Annotated in this window: 16 protein-coding genes; 12 read left to right on the forward strand and 4 right to left on the reverse strand. The window is 43.2% G+C overall.

Translation table 11 applies throughout. From position 1 onward, the window contains the following. Positions 1-318: 318 nt before the first annotated feature. Together ybbP and ybbA are read right to left on the reverse strand one after the other, a co-directional pair. The gene (gene ybbP / locus PR725_RS10900) at positions 319-2,766 is read right to left on the reverse strand and encodes a putative ABC transporter permease subunit YbbP (protein ID WP_272568987.1); all 2,448 of its coding nucleotides are present in this window, start codon (positions 2,764-2,766) and stop codon (positions 319-321) included. Further along, entirely contained in the window at positions 2,763-3,449 is a 687-nt protein-coding gene (ybbA, locus tag PR725_RS10905; RefSeq protein WP_004913560.1) for a putative ABC transporter ATP-binding protein YbbA, read from the reverse strand. Before ybbA ends, ybbP begins: the two co-directional genes overlap by 4 nt. On the opposite strand from ybbA, the gene tesA reads away from it, so the two are divergent. From tesA to PR725_RS10930, 5 genes are all read left to right on the forward strand, one after another. Continuing rightward, a complete protein-coding gene (gene tesA, locus PR725_RS10910; protein ID WP_042851644.1) occupies positions 3,417-4,058 on the forward strand; it encodes a multifunctional acyl-CoA thioesterase I/protease I/lysophospholipase L1 in 642 nt (213 codons plus the stop codon). The genes ybbA and tesA overlap by 33 nt on opposite strands. Positions 4,059-4,136: 78 nt before the next feature. Further along, complete coding sequence (locus PR725_RS10915) at positions 4,137-4,940, forward strand: SDR family oxidoreductase (RefSeq protein ID WP_109912072.1); 804 nt, start codon at positions 4,137-4,139, stop codon at positions 4,938-4,940. A gap of 75 nt (positions 4,941-5,015) precedes the next feature. After that, positions 5,016-5,873 (forward strand): co-chaperone YbbN, encoded by an 858-nt coding sequence (locus PR725_RS10920; protein WP_004913567.1) that lies wholly within the window; start codon positions 5,016-5,018, stop codon positions 5,871-5,873. 13 nt (positions 5,874-5,886) lie between these two features. Next, positions 5,887-6,831, forward strand: a complete 945-nt coding sequence (locus tag PR725_RS10925) for an SPFH domain-containing protein (RefSeq protein WP_004913570.1) — start codon at positions 5,887-5,889, stop codon at positions 6,829-6,831. Next, entirely contained in the window at positions 6,828-7,307 is a 480-nt protein-coding gene (locus tag PR725_RS10930) for an NfeD family protein (RefSeq protein WP_004913573.1), read from the forward strand. Before PR725_RS10925 ends, PR725_RS10930 begins: the two co-directional genes overlap by 4 nt. On the opposite strand, the gene cueR is transcribed toward PR725_RS10930, so the two are convergent. Then, on the reverse strand, positions 7,261-7,671 hold the full coding sequence (cueR, locus tag PR725_RS10935; protein ID WP_004913575.1) for a Cu(I)-responsive transcriptional regulator: 411 nt from the start codon (positions 7,669-7,671) through the stop codon (positions 7,261-7,263). The genes PR725_RS10930 and cueR overlap by 47 nt on opposite strands. Before the next feature lie 119 nt (positions 7,672-7,790). On the opposite strand from cueR, the gene copA reads away from it, so the two are divergent. The 5 genes from copA to PR725_RS10960 all read left to right on the forward strand — a co-directional run bounded on the left by copA (position 7,791) and on the right by PR725_RS10960 (position 13,254). After that, positions 7,791-10,724: a copper-exporting P-type ATPase CopA gene (gene copA, locus PR725_RS10940; RefSeq protein ID WP_272568992.1), complete on the forward strand. Its 2,934-nt coding sequence runs from the start codon at positions 7,791-7,793 to the stop codon at positions 10,722-10,724. Positions 10,725-10,916: 192 nt separating this feature from the next. Continuing rightward, positions 10,917-11,498 (forward strand): HdeD family acid-resistance protein, encoded by a 582-nt coding sequence (locus PR725_RS10945; RefSeq protein WP_004913580.1) that lies wholly within the window; start codon positions 10,917-10,919, stop codon positions 11,496-11,498. 156 nt (positions 11,499-11,654) lie between these two features. Next, on the forward strand, positions 11,655-12,458 hold the full coding sequence (locus tag PR725_RS10950) for a TraB/GumN family protein (RefSeq protein ID WP_004913582.1): 804 nt from the start codon (positions 11,655-11,657) through the stop codon (positions 12,456-12,458). Between the two features lie 21 nt (positions 12,459-12,479). Then, positions 12,480-12,953 carry a Cys-tRNA(Pro)/Cys-tRNA(Cys) deacylase YbaK gene (gene ybaK, locus PR725_RS10955; RefSeq protein ID WP_004913586.1) on the forward strand — a complete coding sequence of 158 codons (474 nt, stop codon included), beginning with the start codon at positions 12,480-12,482 and terminating at the stop codon, positions 12,951-12,953. Continuing rightward, positions 12,925-13,254 carry a hypothetical protein gene (locus tag PR725_RS10960; RefSeq protein WP_196718811.1) on the forward strand — a complete coding sequence of 110 codons (330 nt, stop codon included), beginning with the start codon at positions 12,925-12,927 and terminating at the stop codon, positions 13,252-13,254. The genes ybaK and PR725_RS10960 overlap by 29 nt, the downstream gene beginning before the upstream one ends. Positions 13,255-13,314: 60 nt before the next feature. On the opposite strand, the gene ushA is transcribed toward PR725_RS10960, so the two are convergent. Further along, the gene (ushA, locus tag PR725_RS10965; protein WP_272568997.1) at positions 13,315-14,979 is read right to left on the reverse strand and encodes a bifunctional UDP-sugar hydrolase/5'-nucleotidase UshA; all 1,665 of its coding nucleotides are present in this window, start codon (positions 14,977-14,979) and stop codon (positions 13,315-13,317) included. A 258-nt stretch (positions 14,980-15,237) separates the two neighbouring features. On the opposite strand from ushA, the gene PR725_RS10970 reads away from it, so the two are divergent. Together PR725_RS10970 and ybaL are read left to right on the forward strand one after the other, a co-directional pair. Next, entirely contained in the window at positions 15,238-16,461 is a 1,224-nt protein-coding gene (locus PR725_RS10970; protein WP_004913594.1) for an MFS transporter, read from the forward strand. Positions 16,462-16,747: 286 nt separating this feature from the next. Beyond that, complete coding sequence (gene ybaL / locus PR725_RS10975; protein ID WP_196719934.1) at positions 16,748-18,499, forward strand: YbaL family putative K(+) efflux transporter; 1,752 nt, start codon at positions 16,748-16,750, stop codon at positions 18,497-18,499. The last annotated feature ends 10 nt before the right edge of the window (positions 18,500-18,509 follow it).

Below are 18,509 nucleotides of genomic sequence, written 5' to 3' on the forward strand. Positions count from 1 at the left end.
TACTGAAAAACAGGTTGTTTTTAGAATATTCAATAAATAGGGGTATCAAGGTATTCCCCTAATACCACATACTCTAAATAATTCGAGTTGCAGCTAGGCGACAAGTGAAGATAGACCGATGAGCATACAAAAGTCTATGACCCGGCTATCTTAGTGCAGTCAACACCCATACGGCTTGAAATATAACGAGTATATACTCTAAATAATTCGAGTTACAGCTAGGCGACAAGCGAAGATAGACCGATGAGCATACATAAGTCTATGATCCGGCTATCTGAACGCAGTCAACAACGCTGCAACTCGAAGTATGACGAGTATTTAACTATTAGGTAAACGACGGTGCTGATTACCCGTCCCTAATAAACGCAGTCCTAACCACCCACCGCAAATAGACAATAAAATTGCCGCGCACAAAGGCAATAATACCCACATACGCCATTCAGGTTGCCATGGGAAATCAAACACTTTACTTTGCAACAGCCACAATGCAATTTCTGCTCCAAAAGCTGCGGCAAGCCCAGCCATTAAGCCAAGTAATGCAAATTCGCTCCATAGCGTTCTACGCATTAATTTTTTGCTAGCGCCTAATGTTCGATATACCACAAGCTCCCGCTCTCTCTGGCTCATCCCCACTTGAATTTGAGCCAATAATAGCAATAACCCACAGAAAATAACCAGTACCACCATAACTTCAAGAGCTTGGCTAACTTGCTGAAGAATTTGCTGAATTTGGGTAATAATTGCGCCAGTATCGAGCACATTAATTGTCGGGTAATGACGGCTAAGTTGCGTCAATAGCTGCCCATCACCGTCATAGTGGAAGCTGCTCAGCCAGGTGGCCGGCATTTGAGAAAGACTTTCTTCAGAGAAAATAAAATAGAAGTTCGGTCGCAGGCTCTCCCAATCAACCGTACGAATACTACTGACTGTTGCACTAAAGACCTGAGCCCCTGCGTTAAATGTTAGTTTATCGCCTAATTTCAATCCGAGCTCTTTGACAACCGTTTGTTCGATCGAAACTTCTCCCGCTTTCGGTGGCCATGTCCCTTCGTCAACCACATTAGCTGGCGCTAAATCAGATTGCCAAGTTAAGCTCAATTCACGTCGCACCGTATTATTATTTGGATCACGTTGATCTGCCCATTCAATCGCTGACTGGTCATTAATATCGGTTAAGCGCGCTAACACCACAGGGTTGAACTCTGTTGGCTTGACATCAAACTCAGCCAATAACTTGGTAACAGGTTCAAGCTGTGACTGGTTCATATTAATTAAGAAATAGTTCGGGCTATCTGCGGGTAACTGTTGCTGCCAGCGATCAAGCAAATCACCACGTACTAAAATTAGCAGCGCCAATAACATAAATGATAGCGAAAATGCACTCATTTGTGTGATGGTTTGTAACGGCTGGCGCAATAGGCGACTAACGGATAAACGCAAACTTAATTGGCGAAACTTAATATGACGTAGCCCCCATAAGCCTACCCAACCAATCAGCGCAAGTAGAATGGCCACCACGACAATACCCGCTAAAATTGACCATAACAGAGGGTTTACGCCAGCAAAAATAAATAACCCACCAACCACAATTAAAATAACAATTGGAAGATAATAATACAGTGGCCAAACGGGTGATTTGGCATCTTCACGTAATACCCTTGAAGGCTGGGTTGCCATCAGTTGGTAATAAGGGCGACTGCCAACAATAACAGCAATAATGAATAATGTACCGATTGCCCAAACCCAAGGCATTAAACTCGCTTGTGGCAACTCCTTTGGCAACATAGCCCCTAAGATTTGCATTAAAATGCCTTCAAAAGCCAAACCTAATAATGAGCCGAGTAAAGCCGCAGCGATTAAAATCACTAACCACTGCCCAATAATCCACTGACGTAATGCGCTACGCCCTGCTCCTAGAGTTTTTAATACTGCGATTAGTTGATGACGGCTGCGGCAATAATGCGTCATTGAAACCACGACCGCAGCAATGGCTAGCAACAGTGTTAATAACACTGATAGCAATAAAAATTGTTGAGCACGTTGAAACGTTTTCCCTACTGCGCCGTTATCTTCGCTTAATGTATACCAACGTTGATCATTTCGCAGATCTTGCTCATATTTTTGTTGAAATGCATCAATCAGCTGACGATCACCGGCAAACATGTCGCGATACGTTAATCGGCTGCCTACTTGAATAGCCCCCGTTAGTGGCGCATCTTCAATCGCTATTAATACTCTTGGAGCAATCTGGAACGGGTTAAATCCGCTGTCGGGCTCTTGGATTAATTTACCCGAGACTTTTAGCGTTGCATCTCCGATATCAATGTTATCCCCTACATTGAGGTTCAATAATTCTAATAGCCGCGGAGCGACTAATATTTCCCCTTTTGTCGGGGTTAACCCAGCGGGTTCAGTGATAAGCTCGCCATATAATGGATATGCCTTATCTGCAGCTTTCACTAACACCAATTGTGGCCGAGCGTCTTCATCTTCTGTCGCATAAGCCATGGTAGAAAATGATATTTGTTGGCTGAGCGCTAAGCCCTCTTTTTGGGCTTCCTGTAACCATGTAGGATCGCTTGGATGAGAAGAGCGTAAAACTAAATCCCCCGCTAACAACTCACGGCTTTGGTAGCTCATGCTATTTTCAATGCGATCGCTAATTCGCCCTAAAGCCAATACACAGGCAACTGCAAGAGTAAGCGCAAGCCAAACAATCAATAACGAGGGTGTTTTCCATTCACGCCAAAACCAACGCCAAATCATGCTTCTTCCCTCAACTGCCCATCAACCAAACGCAAACGACGTTGGCAACGCGCAGCTAGCTCGTTATCGTGAGTAACCAAAATCAAGGTTGTTCCATGCTCTTTGTTCATCGCAAATAATAAATCTGCAATTTTATCCCCTGTATGGCGATCGAGGTTACCCGTTGGTTCATCAGCAAATAAAATCTGAGGGCGGCCATTAAAAGCTCGAGCAAGTGCAACGCGTTGTTGTTCCCCCCCTGACAACTGTGGTGGCATGTGTTTTAAGCGATCTTTTAAGCCTAAATCAGTCAGTAAACTCGCCGCGTGTTGATAACTTTCAGACTCAGATTCGCCACGTAGCAAAGAAGGAAGTTGCACATTTTCAATGGCATTTAAGGTTGGGATTAACATAAAAGATTGGAACACAAAACCGACACTTTGTGCCCGTAAACGTGCCCGTTGCTCTTCATCCATTTTAGTGAGGTCTTGGCCTAATAAATTAACCGTTCCACTGGAGCCGTCATCCAACCCCGCGATAATCCCTAACAAGGTTGATTTCCCCGAACCAGACTCCCCAATTAAAGCAATTGTTTGCCCGGACTCGACAATTAGCTCAACACCTTGCAATATAGTCAGTTCATGTTCACCTTGGCCAACACGTTTAATGAGATGATGAACTTCAAGAATATTATTCGCCGACATATATTGGTATTTCTCCTGTTACTGACTGCAAGTGGGCACGCACTTGCGTCAACTAAGCTATTAATCTTAGGTGATAGCCTAAGTGCAGGCTACCGTCTACCGGCTGAGCAGGCTTGGGCCTCTTTGCTTGCCGAACGTTGGCAGAAACTTTCCCCACCCGTTGCTATTATTAACGGTAGTATTAGTGGGAATACCTCTGCGCAGGGGTTAGAACGCCTTTCCATGTTACTCGAACAAAACAAACCTAACTGGGTATTGATTGAGTTAGGTGCAAATGACGGCTTACAAGGTCTCCCAGTAGAACAACTTGAAGCTAATTTACAACAGATTATTAAGCAAATCGTGCAATCCGGTGCGAAACCGCTCTTAATGCAAATTCGTATTCCACCTAACTATGGAAAACGTTATACGACAAGTTTCGAAAAAGTCTATCCGAAATTGGCGCAAAGTAATCAAATTCCATTACTGCCATTTTATATGGAAACCGTGATAACTAAGCCTGAATGGATACAACAAGACGGTATTCACCCGACGGTTGAAGCCCAGCCATCCATTGCTGATTTTATGGAAAAACAACTTTCTGAACATATTTTACCGTCTAGTCAATAAAACAGACGTTAAACAAGGGGATTAAAACGCTCTTTTATACCCGAAATAGATTCAGTTGCATGAAACCAAGGTAAAGTTATGCAAACATCAGCACGAAACAAAAAATCAGTCCTAGTCACAGGTGCTTCAAGCGGTATTGGCTTTTGTGCTGCACAGACACTTCGCCAGCGTGGCTACCATGTTATTGTTGCCTGCCGTAAAGAAAGTGATATTTTGCGCCTGAAAGAACAGGGTTATGACACCGTCTCCCTTGACCTCGATGATAAAGATAGCATAGAAACAGCGGCTCAAACGGTGCTAACACTCTGTAATCATCGCCTTTACGGGTTATTCAACAACGCCGGTTTTGGGGTGTATGGGCCATTAAATAGCGTCAGCCGCGAGCAACTCGAAGCACAATTTTCCACTAATTTTTTTGGTGTTCACCAGTTAACTTTTTTGCTATTACCCGCCATGAGCGCGCACCATGAAGGCCGAATTATCCAAACCAGTTCGGTAATGGGGGTGATTTCAACCCCCGGCCGTGGCGCTTATGCAGCCAGTAAATACGCACTGGAAGCATGGTCTGATGCCTTACGCCTAGAGTTGGCAGGAACGGGGGTAAAAGTAAGCTTAATTGAGCCCGGCCCTATTCATACAGCATTTACTCAAAATGTTGAACAAACTCAAAAAGATAAGCCTGTTAAAAACCCAGGTATTGCCTCACGTTTTACCTTAACACCGGAACATGTGGTAGAAAAATTGATCCATGCGTTAGAAAGCCCGCGCCCAAAAGTACGCTATTCTGTCACGTTATTAACTGTCGCTGTGCGTATCTTAAAGCGTATTTTACCTGACAAAATAATGGATAAAATACTGGCAAATCAGGGGGAAAAAGCTTGAAAAAAGCAAAATCAGCCCCATTTTATTACCATCGCCCAAAAATTCTATTGATAACAAATTCAAAAGAGACTTCTTATGTTTGCTAACGCTCAGATAATTGATATTAACGAAACCAACCTACACCAAGTCATTGAACAATCAATGAACTTACCTGTCATGTTTTACTTTTGGTCACCGCGTAGCCCTCATTGCCAAGATTTCGGTACTATGTTGGAAAAAATTGCCAACGACTACGCAGGGTCATTTATTTTAGCTAAAGTTAATTGTGATGAAGAACAAATGATCGCCAGTCAATTTGGCTTAAAAGCGATCCCTACCCTGTATGTGTTGCAAAATGGTCGTCCTGTTGATGGCTTTGAAGGGCCACAACCCGAAGAGGTCGTACTGGAAATTTTATCTCGCGTGCTGCCAAGCCCAGAAGAAATGAAAGCAGCACAAGCCGCTGAATTAATAGCAGAAGGTAAAACACAAGAAGCGCTACCATTGTTAAAAGAAGCGCATCAGCTGAACCCAAAAAATAGCGAAATCACATTATTGTTGGCAGAAACCCAAATCGGTTTAAATCTTGTTGATGACGCACAAGCTACCTTAGAAGCAGTCCCATTACAGGATAAAGACAGCCGCTACCAAGGTTTAATCGCACAAATTGAATTATTAAAACAAGCTGCGGACACCCCTGAAATTCAGCAATTGCAAGATGAATTCAATCAAGATCCGCAAAATACAACGTTAGCTGTTCAATTAGCCCTAAAACTGCATGAAGTGAACCGCAACGAAGAAGCGCTGGAAATGTTATTCGGCTTTTTACGTACCGACTTGGGTGCAGGTGACGGCGCAGTGAGAAAAACTATGATGGACATTATGTCTGCCATGGGAACCGGTGATGCCATTGCCAGTAAATACCGTCGCCAAGTATATTCATTACTTTACTAATTAAGGGTTAAATATGGACTTGTTCGCCTTTGGTGCAATACCGATTATCATTTTTGTCGCTGTCGTTATTGTTTTTACCTGTGTTAAAACAGTACCGCAAGGCTTTCAATGGACAGTTGAGCGCTTCGGTCGCTATACCCGTACGTTACAACCAGGCTTGCATATTATTGTGCCATTTATGGACAAAATTGGCCGTCGTATCAATATGATGGAACAAGTCCTTGATATCCCATCCCAAGAAGTTATTTCTCGCGATAATGCCAACGTCACTATTGATGCGGTCTGCTTTATTCAAGTCGTTGACCCAGTACGTGCGGCCTATGAAGTCAGCAACCTTGAGCTTTCCGTACTAAATTTAACCATGACGAATATTCGTACCGTATTAGGTTCCATGGAACTAGACGAAATGTTGTCGCAACGTGATTCCATTAATAGCCGTTTATTACACGTGGTGGATGAGGCAACTAACCCTTGGGGTGTCAAAATTACCCGTATCGAAATTCGTGATGTGAAGCCACCAAAAGAATTAATTAGTGCGATGAATGCGCAGATGAAAGCTGAACGTACCAAACGGGCTGATATTCTTGAGGCTGAAGGTATCCGCCAAGCAGCAATTTTAAAAGCTGAAGGTGAAAAACAGTCACAAATTCTCAAAGCTGAAGGTGAACGCCAATCCGCATTTTTACAAGCCGAAGCACGCGAAAGAGCTGCGGAAGCGGAAGCAAAAGCAACACAAATGGTATCTGAAGCGATTGCCGCTGGTGATATGCAGGCGATTAACTACTTTGTGGCGCAAAAATACACCGATGCACTGACCAGTATTGGTTCTGCCGAAAACAGCAAAGTCATCATGATGCCATTAGAAGCCAGTAACTTAATGGGCGCAATTGGTGGGATTACTGAGCTAATCGGTGAAAGCAAGAAAACCGGTGTCATAAAAAAACAGGTAAAAGAATGATAGAGCTTATCAGTGCTCAACCCGCATGGTTTTGGCTGTGTCTTGGTGGGCTATTGCTGATTGGTGAACTTCTTGGTACCGCAGGCTATCTTTTATGGTCGGGTATTGCTGCGGTGCTTGTTGGGGTTATCGTTTGGGCTCTGCCATTCATCGGTTGGGAGTGGCAAGGGATCTTGTTTGCCATTTTTACCGTTGTCTCTGCTGTGTTATGGCGCAACTGGTTGAGGAACAAGCAAAAAAATAAGGCAGATAACGTCAATCAAATCAGTCATCAACTGATTGGTGTGAAAGGCCGTTTGTTGTCAGATACCGAAGAAGGCTTTAGCCGAGTACGCCTTGCAGATGGTAGTTGGCGCGTGTATAGCGACACGCCATTAAGCGCCAATACAGAAGTGGTCGTCATCGCAGTAGACGGTATCACCTTGCAGGTTAAACCTTCTCATGATGACAACACCCACGTGCCAAGTGGTCAATAATCGGGCAATCTGCGCCATCATCCCCAGGGCATACGTCCACGAGCTCTTGTAATGTATCTCGAATGGCAGACAATTTAACGATTGTCTGCTCTATTTCATTTATCTTAGCTATCGTTGTCGTCTTTACATCAGCACTATGTCGGGTTGGGTTGCGAAATAAACCTAATAGTTCGCCACATTCATCCAAGGTAAAACCCACATCTTTTGCCTGTTTTAGCAATACGAGTTCGTTTAGATGGCACTCCTGATAATAACGGTAGCTATTTTCCCCTCTTTCAGGTGGTGTAATTAGCCCTTTGTCTTCATAAAAACGAATAGCTTTTGCAGTTAGCCCCGTTTTTTTGGCAATTTCACTAATATTCATAATTCCTCTTGACCTTAACCTTGCTGGAAGGTGTAACCTTTGTTCATTGTCGAATTATAGACCTAATTGTAGATAAAGTTATAGACCCAATACATCAAACGGGTTTTGGAGGCTGCAAAATGAGTAACATGATTATTTTAAAATTACAGGGGCTAAGCTGCATGCACTGTGTCGGCTCAGTCACTAAAGCGCTCGAAGGGCACGGTGATGTCACTAACTTAAAAGTCACTATCGATTATGCCGTAATGGAAAGTGATGCCAATGTGGCTGACTTAATAAAAACCATCGTTGACGCAGGTTATGAAGCTGAAGTGGCTACAACCCCTGATATCGAGTTACAGCTTTCTGGCCTCAATTGTATGAAATGTGCAGGTAAAACACAAAAAGCACTCGAAGAGGTTGATGGCGTTGCTGCTGCCGTTGTCGATACCACCAGCGCCAAAGTATACGGTTCTGCTGATGCACAAGCGTTAATCGCCGCTGTTCAACAAGCGGGTTACAACGCAGAACTAGCTCAAACAAAAGCGATCACTTTAGCCCTTTCGGGTCTAAGTTGCATGAAATGTGCCGCTAAAACACAGCAAGCACTAGAAGCAGTCGATGGTGTTGAAAGTGCAACTGTCGATACCCAAATCGCTGTTGTCCAAGGTACGGCATCCGCAGAATCCCTAATTGCTGCGGTTCAAGCCGCTGGCTACCAAGCAACTGTGGGTGAATCTCACCCAAAAACTGAGCCGCTGAGTACCACAACTGAACAGCCGGAAGCTGATTCAGCGGCAATCTGTGAGATCCCGGCACAAGAGTCTGATTTAGGTGAACAACCTGAAATTAGCCCAATGGATGACAGTGTGCAGTTACTGCTTGATGGCATGACCTGTGCCAGTTGTGTCAACAAAGTCCAAAAAGCCTTAAATAGCGTACCAGGCGTTGAAAATGCACGTGTCAACTTAGCTGAGCGCAGTGCTTTAGTCACCGGAACTGCTGAGCCGAATGATTTAATCGCCGCGGTTGTTAAAGCAGGTTATGGCGCGGAAATCATTCAAGATGAAGCTAAACGCCGAGAGCGCCAACAGGAGGTCGCGCAAGCCAATATGCGCCGCTTCCGCTGGCAATCAGCATTAGCACTTGCCCTTGGTATCCCTGTGATGGTGTGGGGGATGATGGGCGATAACATGGTGCTGACTGAGCAAAACCATACCATTTGGCTCACCATTGGTGTATTAACCCTTGCGGTCATGGTATTTGCAGGTGGGCACTTTTATCGAAATGCATGGCAAAGCCTAAAAAATGGCAGTGCGACCATGGACACCTTAGTCGCGCTAGGAACAGGGGCGGCTTGGCTCTATTCTATTGTAGTCAATATTTGGCCTGAATGGTTCCCAGACCAAGCCAGACACCTTTATTATGAAGCCAGTGCCATGATCATCGGTCTTATTAACCTAGGTCATGCCTTAGAACAACGAGCTCGCCAACGCTCATCCAAAGCCCTTGAACGCTTGCTAGACCTGACGCCGCCAACGGCCCGTGTTGTCACAGAACAAGGCGAAGTGGATATGCCGCTGGAGCAAGTCAAAAAAGGAATGGTTTTACGCTTAGCAACGGGTGACCGTGTCCCTGTTGATGGTGAAATTATCGAAGGCGAGGTTTGGTTAGACGAAGCCATGCTAACGGGTGAACCGATCCCTCAGCAAAAAAGCAAAGGGGATCAAGTCCATGCGGGAACTGTTGTACAAGATGGTACCGTACTATTTCGTGCCGCTGCTGTCGGCAGCCAAACGACTTTAGCGCGCATTATTCACCTTGTTCGCCAAGCACAAAGTAGTAAACCACAAATTGGCCAGCTTGCTGACCGTATTTCTGCCGTGTTTGTACCGGTCGTTGTGGCTATTGCCTTAATTTCAGGTGCAATTTGGTACTTTATTGGGCCTGCACCACAAATTACTTACGCACTCGTTATTACCACAACGGTATTAATCATTGCGTGTCCTTGTGCGCTAGGCCTTGCAACGCCAATGTCGATTATTTCTGGCGTGGGCCGAGCGGCTGAGTTTGGCGTATTAGTGCGCGATGCGGATGCATTACAGCAAGCAAGTGAGTTAGACACCATTGTCTTTGATAAAACAGGTACATTGACTGAAGGTATGCCACAAGTTACGGATATCCATGTATTTAATGGGTTCGAACAAGACACCGCCTTACAGTTTGCCGCTTCATTAGAAAATGGTTCTAATCACCCACTGGCTCGCGCTGTTTTAAATCGCGCAAAAGGCTTAACACTGCCCGCTAATCAGCAGTTTAGAACCTTAGCAGGGTTAGGTATTAGTGCAATAATTGATGGAAAAACTATTTTATTAGGTAACCAAAAACTGTTAGCACAAAATAATGTTGATACCCGTGATATTGAAGAAACACTACACCAACAAGCCACTCAAGGTGTCACTCCCGTCTTACTGGCTGTTGATGGTAAAGTTGCCGCGCTGTTATCTATCCGTGACCCATTACGAGAAGACAGCATAAGTGCGCTGGCGCGGTTGCACAAACAAGGTTTCCGTTTAGTCATGTTAACCGGGGATAACCCAGTAACAGCTAACGCGATAGCCAAAGAAGCGGGTATTGATGAAGTGATTGCAGGCGTTATGCCAGACGGTAAATCCGCCGCAATTGAAGCCTTGCAAGCCAAAGGGCACAAAGTTGCAATGGTGGGTGATGGCATCAATGATGCCCCTGCTCTAGCCCGAGCTGACGTTGGTATTGCGATGGGTGGCGGCAGTGATATCGCGATTGAAACTGCATCCATTACCCTAATGCGCCAAAGCTTACATGGTGTTGCCGATGCGGTGTCTATTTCAAAAGGAACACTGCGTAATATGAAGCAAAACCTATTTGGTGCCTTTATTTATAATACGTTAGGTATCCCGATTGCCGCTGGTATTTTGTACCCAATAACGGGAACATTACTAAACCCTGTCGTTGCAGGTGCAGCAATGGCATTATCATCGATTACAGTAGTCAGTAACGCAAACCGTTTACTACGCTTTAAACCTGAAAAATAATAGCTTAAAGTGGGAGGAACTGATGTTCTTCCCACTTTTTAATGATTGATATTGTTCATCTCTAAACCTTCTCTCTACAACACTTCATTTTCATACTAATACTAAGTAAAAATTGTATTATCTTATATGTCATTAATATCAAGCTAAGTCTATACTAGTAAATAGTTAGTTATTTCATATTTGGAGAGCAAAATGCTTAATATTGATCGTGAAAAACTTGCCAAACTTGCGGGTGAAGAGTTTAAAAAACAACGTACATTTTTGGTGATATTATCCATTTTATTATTAGCGGGCGGAATTTTTTGTATCATCAACCCAATGATATCGGGTATCGCTGTCAGTACCGTACTGGGTGTGCTCCTGATTATTGGTGGCGTTGGCGCGATTGTGAGCATTCTAAGTACCGTGATCTATACCGGTTGGTCTCGACTGTTTGGTTTTATCATTGGTCTTATTTATATTATTGTCGGCTACTCTTTCATTAAAGACCCGTTGCAGAGCCTAGTCGCGTTGGCTATTTTAGTGGCGGCTTTATTTATCATCGGTGGGGTTATTCGGTTATATGTCGGCTTCCAACAAATTAGCTCAGCCGGCGGCTGGTTACAAATCATCATCGGGCTGTTAGATTTCTTCATTGCTTATTTACTCATCGGTAATGGCCCAATTACATCAATTACTTTACTGACAACCCTAATTGGCATCGAAATGGTGTTTAGTTCCTTTAGTTTATTCACGTTGCTCAGTGTATTTAAAGGTATTAGTAAAAATAATTAATCCTATCATGCCCCTTAATAGGGGCATTTTTTTACATTATTTCACCTCCACGATGACACCAATCGGCTAAAAAATGCGTAATCGACGATGAGCATTCGCAAATTGCGGTAAGATTGTTTACCCTAAGAAAATGAGAAATAACGCAGGAACGAAATCGTGGGTAACTTGTTTGAAAATTTAAAGAATTGGCTTCATACAGAAACTGCTCCGGTTTACCCTTACCCTGCTGTTGATATTCGGCTATCAAAAAAACTGAAATTGCACATTGTGGGTAGCATTCACATGGGAACAGAAACGATGTTTCCTTTGTCTGCCACATTATTAGACAAACTTAATCTCGCAGATGCCTTGATTGTTGAGGCGGATATCACTGAAACCCACTCTCCATTTCCTAGCGATGATATCGCTGAGCTTCTTCCTGTTGAACAACGGCTAACTCGCGATGAATATCACCTTTTTCAACAATATTGTTTAGAGCTCCGCCAATCCCCCGAGCGTTTTGATACCTTACCCTCATGGCAAATTGCCCTGATTTTGCAAGCGACCCAAGCCCAAGAACTCGGGCTAAGAGGCCACTATGGCATTGACTACCAACTTATCCGTAATGCGCAATCACAACTCAAACCAATTATTGAACTAGAGGGCACTGCCTCTCAAGTTGAATTGCTGCTTTCTTTGCCTAATAATGGGTTAGCGTTATTACAAGACTCGCTGAACCACTGGCGTGCAAACGCGCGCTCGCTACAAACGATGATAGGCTGGTGGTTAGACTACCAACCCAATAATCGTACCGCTTTACCCAATACCTTTAGCGAAGACATTTATCAGGTATTGATGAAGCAACGAAATGCGAATTGGAACGAGCAGCTTAGATCACTCCCTGATGGTAACTATGTGGTCGCCGTTGGTGCGTTACACCTGTTTGGTGAAAATAGTCTGGTAGAATATTTGCGAAACTAAGTTATAAATAGAAGGCTCAAAATGACCCCAGCCGTAAAATTACTCGAAAAACAAAAAATTTCCTTCACATTACACCCCTACGATCACGACCCAAATGAAAGTAACTTTGGTGATGAAGCAGTACGAAAACTTGGGTTAGATGCCAAGCAAGTGTTTAAAACCTTATTAGTCGCACTCAATGGCGATCAAAAAACATTAGCCGTGGCCGTAACACCTGTTTCAGGGCAACTAGATTTAAAACTGGTTGCTAAAGTGTTTAAAGTCAAAAAAGTTGAAATGGCAGACCCACAAATCGCTCAAAAAACAACGGGGTATTTGCTTGGGGGCATTAGCCCATTAGGTCAAAAAAAGCGCTTACCAACAGTCATTGACGACCAAGCTCAGCAATATGCCAGTATGTTCGTTTCAGGTGGAAAACGTGGTTTAGATATTGAACTTGCTCCTAACGATCTCGCCAAAGTACTGAATGCAACCTTCGCTGAAATACGTAAATGATATTAAACCCGTGACAGTCGCAGCGACGATTGAATGGTTATCGTCTCAAGAAGGTGGTAGGCAACAGCCGCCAGCAATTGGGACTTATTATGCTGTTGCTCGTTTCAGCCTCAAACCCGATGAATCTTGGAGTGTGATATTCCAGCTAGCGTTTCATTTACGCAATAGCCATAATCGACAAGTAAGCCGAGGAACTGTGCGTTTTCTTGTTGATCATGCGCCTCATAAATATTTATTACATTATCATTCATTTGATATTTATGAAGGCCCTCATTTAGTCGCTCATGCTTTTTTGCTCTAAATAATGACGATAAAAAGCCCCACCGCGAGCGGTGAGGCTTTCAAGGTAATAATGATTTAATTATTTATTATTATAAATAATCTCACCTTTTGGTTCATAATCTGCCGCTTTCAGCGGGGAATGTTTTTCAATATACCCTTTGAGCACTTCCGCATCGACAAAGCCGGTATTAACGTAGTTAGGATGGTTGTCAATTTTCGGGTAACCGTCACCACCAATCGCATTGAAATTCAACGTTGCCATACGATAAGTTTTGGCTGGGTCAACAGGCTTACCATCAATTTTGACATCACTAATCGTGCCATCTTTATTCAGCGTTAAGTTCACGTTGTAGAACTGGCCATACGCACCTGCATCCGGTTTCATATTCGCAACTGCGGTCAGGTATGGGATAACTTCATCCCCTTTGAAATCGACATAAACTAACTCATTAGCAAACGGCTGAACCTTGAGCACATCTTTATAAGTGATATCGCCACTTTCGATAGAGTCACGAACACCGCCGCCGCTCATAATCGCAAAATCAGCCCCTGCGCGTTCTTTTTGTGCGGCTAACAGAAGGTGCCCCATATTTGTTTGCACAAAACGCACTTTACTGCGATCACCTTCAAGTTTACCTTCAACTGAGCCCACTTTAACACTCAATTGCTTGTCACCTTTTTCTTGATAAGGTGTCAATAATTTCATCATGTCAGGGTTATGAGCAATTTCTTGCGTATAATAAACACGCTCGCTAGTCCCATCTTCTTTTGTCACTTTTTTCTTCAAGTTAATTGGGATTAACTGGTAGTGTTTCAGCGTAAACTTGCCATTTTTAAATTCAAAATCTGCACGACCAACATATTTACCCCATTCATGGGCTTGCACAATCCAAGTTCCATTTTGGTTATCTGGCGCACACGGTGTACCTGGTACATAATCCTCTTGTTTGTAGTTTTTCTTTTCTTGAGACATACAAACAGGGTCTTGTGAGTGACCACCCACTATCATATCTAAATAGCCAGCAGATAAGCTGCGCGCCATTTCTACATCGCCCGGAGCATTTGAACCATGATTACCATCATCATAGTGCCCCATATGAGTTGCTGCGATGATAATGTCTGGTTTTTCTGTTGCGCGAAGCTCTTCAACCACTTTTTTGGCTTCGTCCGCAGGCACACGGAATTCGACATCAGGGAAATTGGCAGGGTTACCGATACGCACTGTGTCGTCGGTTGTCAGCCCCATAACAGCAATTTTCACACCTTGTTTATCAAAGATTTGGTAAGGTTTGAAAAGGCGTTTACCTGTGCTGCTTTGATAAATATTGGCAGATAAAAACGGAAAAGTTGCCCATTTTTCTTGCTGACGCAACGTCTCAAGTGGGTTATCAAACTCGTGGTTCCCTAATGCCATTGCATCGTAACCGACTAAGTTCATTCCTTTAAAATCGGGTTCTGCATCTTGTAAATCAGACTCTGGTACACCGGTATTAATATCACCACCAGAGAGCAGTAAAACACTGCCGCCTTGTTTAGCGACTTCGTCACGAATTTCATCAACTACCGTTTTTTGCGCCGCTAAACCATATTCACCATGGTCGTTATGCCAGAAGTGGCCGTGATGGTCATTGGTATGCAAAATGGTAATATTGTATGTTTTGTCTTTTTCCCACGCATTTGCCATAGTTGCGGGTATTAACGCTAACGATACCGTTAATGCGCATGCCTTAAATGCAAACTTCATACATTTCTCCCTGCTGGTATAGGAATTTTTATACAGTCATATTAGATTATAGTTTGTCACTACCTGCTGTCTTATAGCATAAAAATATGAGCAGGATTTGATACCTATTGCAGAATAAGAAATTCGTTTCATAAAAATGAGATCGCCATCAAATAATTTACGAACACTAGTTATTCACGTGATTTATTTATTTATTTAAATAAATTGTATTTCAGTTATATTGATAACAATTATGTAACACATAAAGTTGATAATGACATGAGTGAGCAAACCACAACACCCAACAACCCAAGCCCGTCAAAGCCATTAAATAAAACAGGGAAAACGGTCTTTAGTATCCTAACCGCGATCAGTGTCTCTCATTTACTTAATGATATGATCCAGTCACTAATCTTAGCGATTTATCCTTTATTACAATCTGATTTTTCACTGAGTTTTGCCCAAATCGGGATGATAACCCTTACTTATCAGATTACTGCATCACTGTTACAACCGATTATTGGCTACTATACGGACAAACATCCACAACCTTATTCCTTGCCAATAGGAATGAGCTTCACGCTAACGGGGCTAATCTTGTTAGCGATGGCAGAAACTTTCCCGACCATATTACTTGCAGCCGCATTGGTTGGAACCGGTTCTTCTGTCTTCCATCCTGAATCTTCTCGTGTGGCGCGTATGGCTTCAGGCGGTCGTCATGGTCTGGCGCAATCCTTTTTCCAAGTCGGTGGTAACTTAGGTGCCTCCCTTGGGCCACTACTTGCAGCACTGATTATTGAACCATACGGAAAAGGCAACATTGGTTGGTTCTCGCTTGCAGCCCTGCTTGCGATTGTTATTTTATTGCAAGTTAGCAGCTGGTACAAACAACAACACCGCGCTGCAAGTAAGAAACCACTCAATTCAGGGAATGTTAAAGTCTTACCACGAAAGACAATTATTGGCTCTTTGGCGGTACTGTTAATTCTGATTTTTTCAAAATACTTTTATTTGGCGAGCATCAGCAGCTATTACACCTTTTATTTGATCGATAAGTTCGGTGTTTCTGTGCAAAATGCGCAAATTCATTTGTTTGTTTTCTTATTTGCCGTAGCCGCTGGTACTATGATTGGCGGGCCAATAGGCGACAAAATAGGGCGTAAATACGTTATTTGGTTCTCAATCCTTGGAGTTGCACCATTTACCTTAATTTTACCCTATGCATCCCTCTATTGGACTGGGGTACTTACCGTCATCATTGGTATGATTTTAGCCTCCGCATTTTCGGCTATTTTAGTCTACGCACAAGAGCTGATCCCCGGTAAAACCGGCATGGTATCAGGGTTGTTCTTTGGATTAGCATTCGGTATGGGAGGTGTTGGTGCGGCAGTTTTAGGCCATATCGCAGACCAGACCAGTATTGAACAAGTTTATCATTATTGTGCTTTCTTACCATTACTTGGGATTTTTACAGTATTGCTACCAAATATTGGTAACAAATAGATTTATTTTCTTATTTTACCCATACTTACCTAAAAATAAGTATGGGTCTTTCCTTCCATAATTTCGATAAATTTCAGATAAAAATCTCACAAACACAAAGCTTGTAACGATTTAGCTCCTTTAACCTGCATTTTTTTTAAAAACATTTCATTTTTTTAAGGAAATTTATCTCAAAAAAAGTTAGAATATAAAAACATGCAATTTGCATTTTAAAATGAAGGCCTCATTTTAAAAGTCAACGGCATGTACCCACCTTTCTATTTTTATACTAACCAGAGGAGACTAAATGGAGCATTCAACGCCCTTAATCACAACCATTGTTGGTGGTCTCGCCCTTGCATATTTGTTAGGTATGATCGCACAGCGATTAAAAATTTCCCCTTTAGTTGGCTATCTTGCAGCCGGTGTCCTAGCAGGCCCATTTACCCCTGGGTTTGTTGCTGATGCAGCACTGGCACCTGAACTTGCTGAAATCGGTGTTATCTTACTGATGTTTGGGGTAGGCCTACATTTCTCATTAAAAGATTTACTTGCTGTTAAAGCCATCGCCATTCCCGGAGCTATTGCTCAAATCGCAGTAGCAACCTTACTGGGCCTTGGCCTGTCGATGTTATTTGGCTGGGGAATATTTACAGGCGTTGTATTTGGCCTATGTTTATCAACTGCCAGTACCGTCGTATTACTTCGTGCATTAGAAGAACGTCAATTGATTGAAAGTCAGCGTGGGCAAATTGCTATAGGCTGGCTGATTGTTGAAGACTTAGCGATGGTCTTAACACTCGTTCTACTGCCTGCGGCGGCAGCTATCATGAACACGGATGATGCCAGCTTCAGTGAGCTCGCATTAGGCCTTGCATGGACAATTGGTAAAGTTGTTCTATTCATATTTATTATGATTGTCGTGGGCCGTAAAGTAATCCCATGGATTTTATCGCGTACCGCATCAACAGGTTCTCGTGAGCTATTCACTCTTGCTGTTCTCGCACTCGCATTAGGCATTGCCTATGCTGCTGTGGCTATTTTTGATGCTTCATTTGCCCTTGGTGCGTTCTTCGCAGGAATGGTATTAAATGAGTCTGAACTCAGCCATCGCGCCGCACAAGACACTCTGCCACTACGTGATGCCTTTGCCGTACTGTTCTTTGTATCAGTTGGGATGCTGTTCGACCCAGTCGTATTAATTGAGCAGCCTCTGGGAATTTTAGCCGTTCTCGCCATTATCATTATTGGTAAATCCGCAGCTGCCTTGGTACTTGTTCGGATGTTTGGCCATTCACGACGAACCGCATTAACTATTTCAGTTAGTCTTGCGCAAATTGGTGAATTTGCCTTTATCTTAGCCGGAATGGGGTTAACCCTAGGTGTCATGGATAAAGACGCGCAAAACTTGGTGTTAGCGGGTGCAATTGTCTCTATTATGCTGAACCCTGTGTTATTTAGCTTATTAGATAAGTATCTTGAGAAAACCGAAACTATCGAAGAGCAACTGCTGGAAGAGACTCTGGAAGAGGAAACCCAAGTTCCTGTCGATATCTGCGGCCACGCCATCATCGTTGGTTACGGCCGAGTAGGAGGCATGCTTGCAGACAAACTGCGTAGAAGGGAAATTCCGGTTGTCGTTGTTGAAGATACCCGCTCTCGGTTTGAAGAACTTGCTGAAAATGGCTTTAGCGCAATCTTAGGTAATGGTGCCAATAGAGAAATTATTAGCCTTGCCCGTATTGAATGCGCCAAAACATTGCTCTTAACTATCCCTAATGGTTATGAAGCCGGTGAAATTGTCGCAACCGCGAAAGAAATGAACCCAGATGTCACTGTGATTGTTCGTGCACATTATGATGATGAAGTCAGCTTTATTAAAGAACGAGGAGCAGACCATATCATTATAGGTGAACATGAAATTGCAAAATCCATGGCGACACTCATGTGCAATGATGTGGAAGAGTTCGGTTGTTCTATCGATGATATGATTGATAGTGACAATGATAAAAAAGGTGAAGGCAAAAGTTTAGATGATTATCTAAAACCCGCTCATTAACCTCTATTTC

Source organism: Providencia sp. PROV255, from assembly GCF_028478065.1.
Taxonomy (GTDB): domain Bacteria; phylum Pseudomonadota; class Gammaproteobacteria; order Enterobacterales; family Enterobacteriaceae; genus Providencia; species Providencia rettgeri.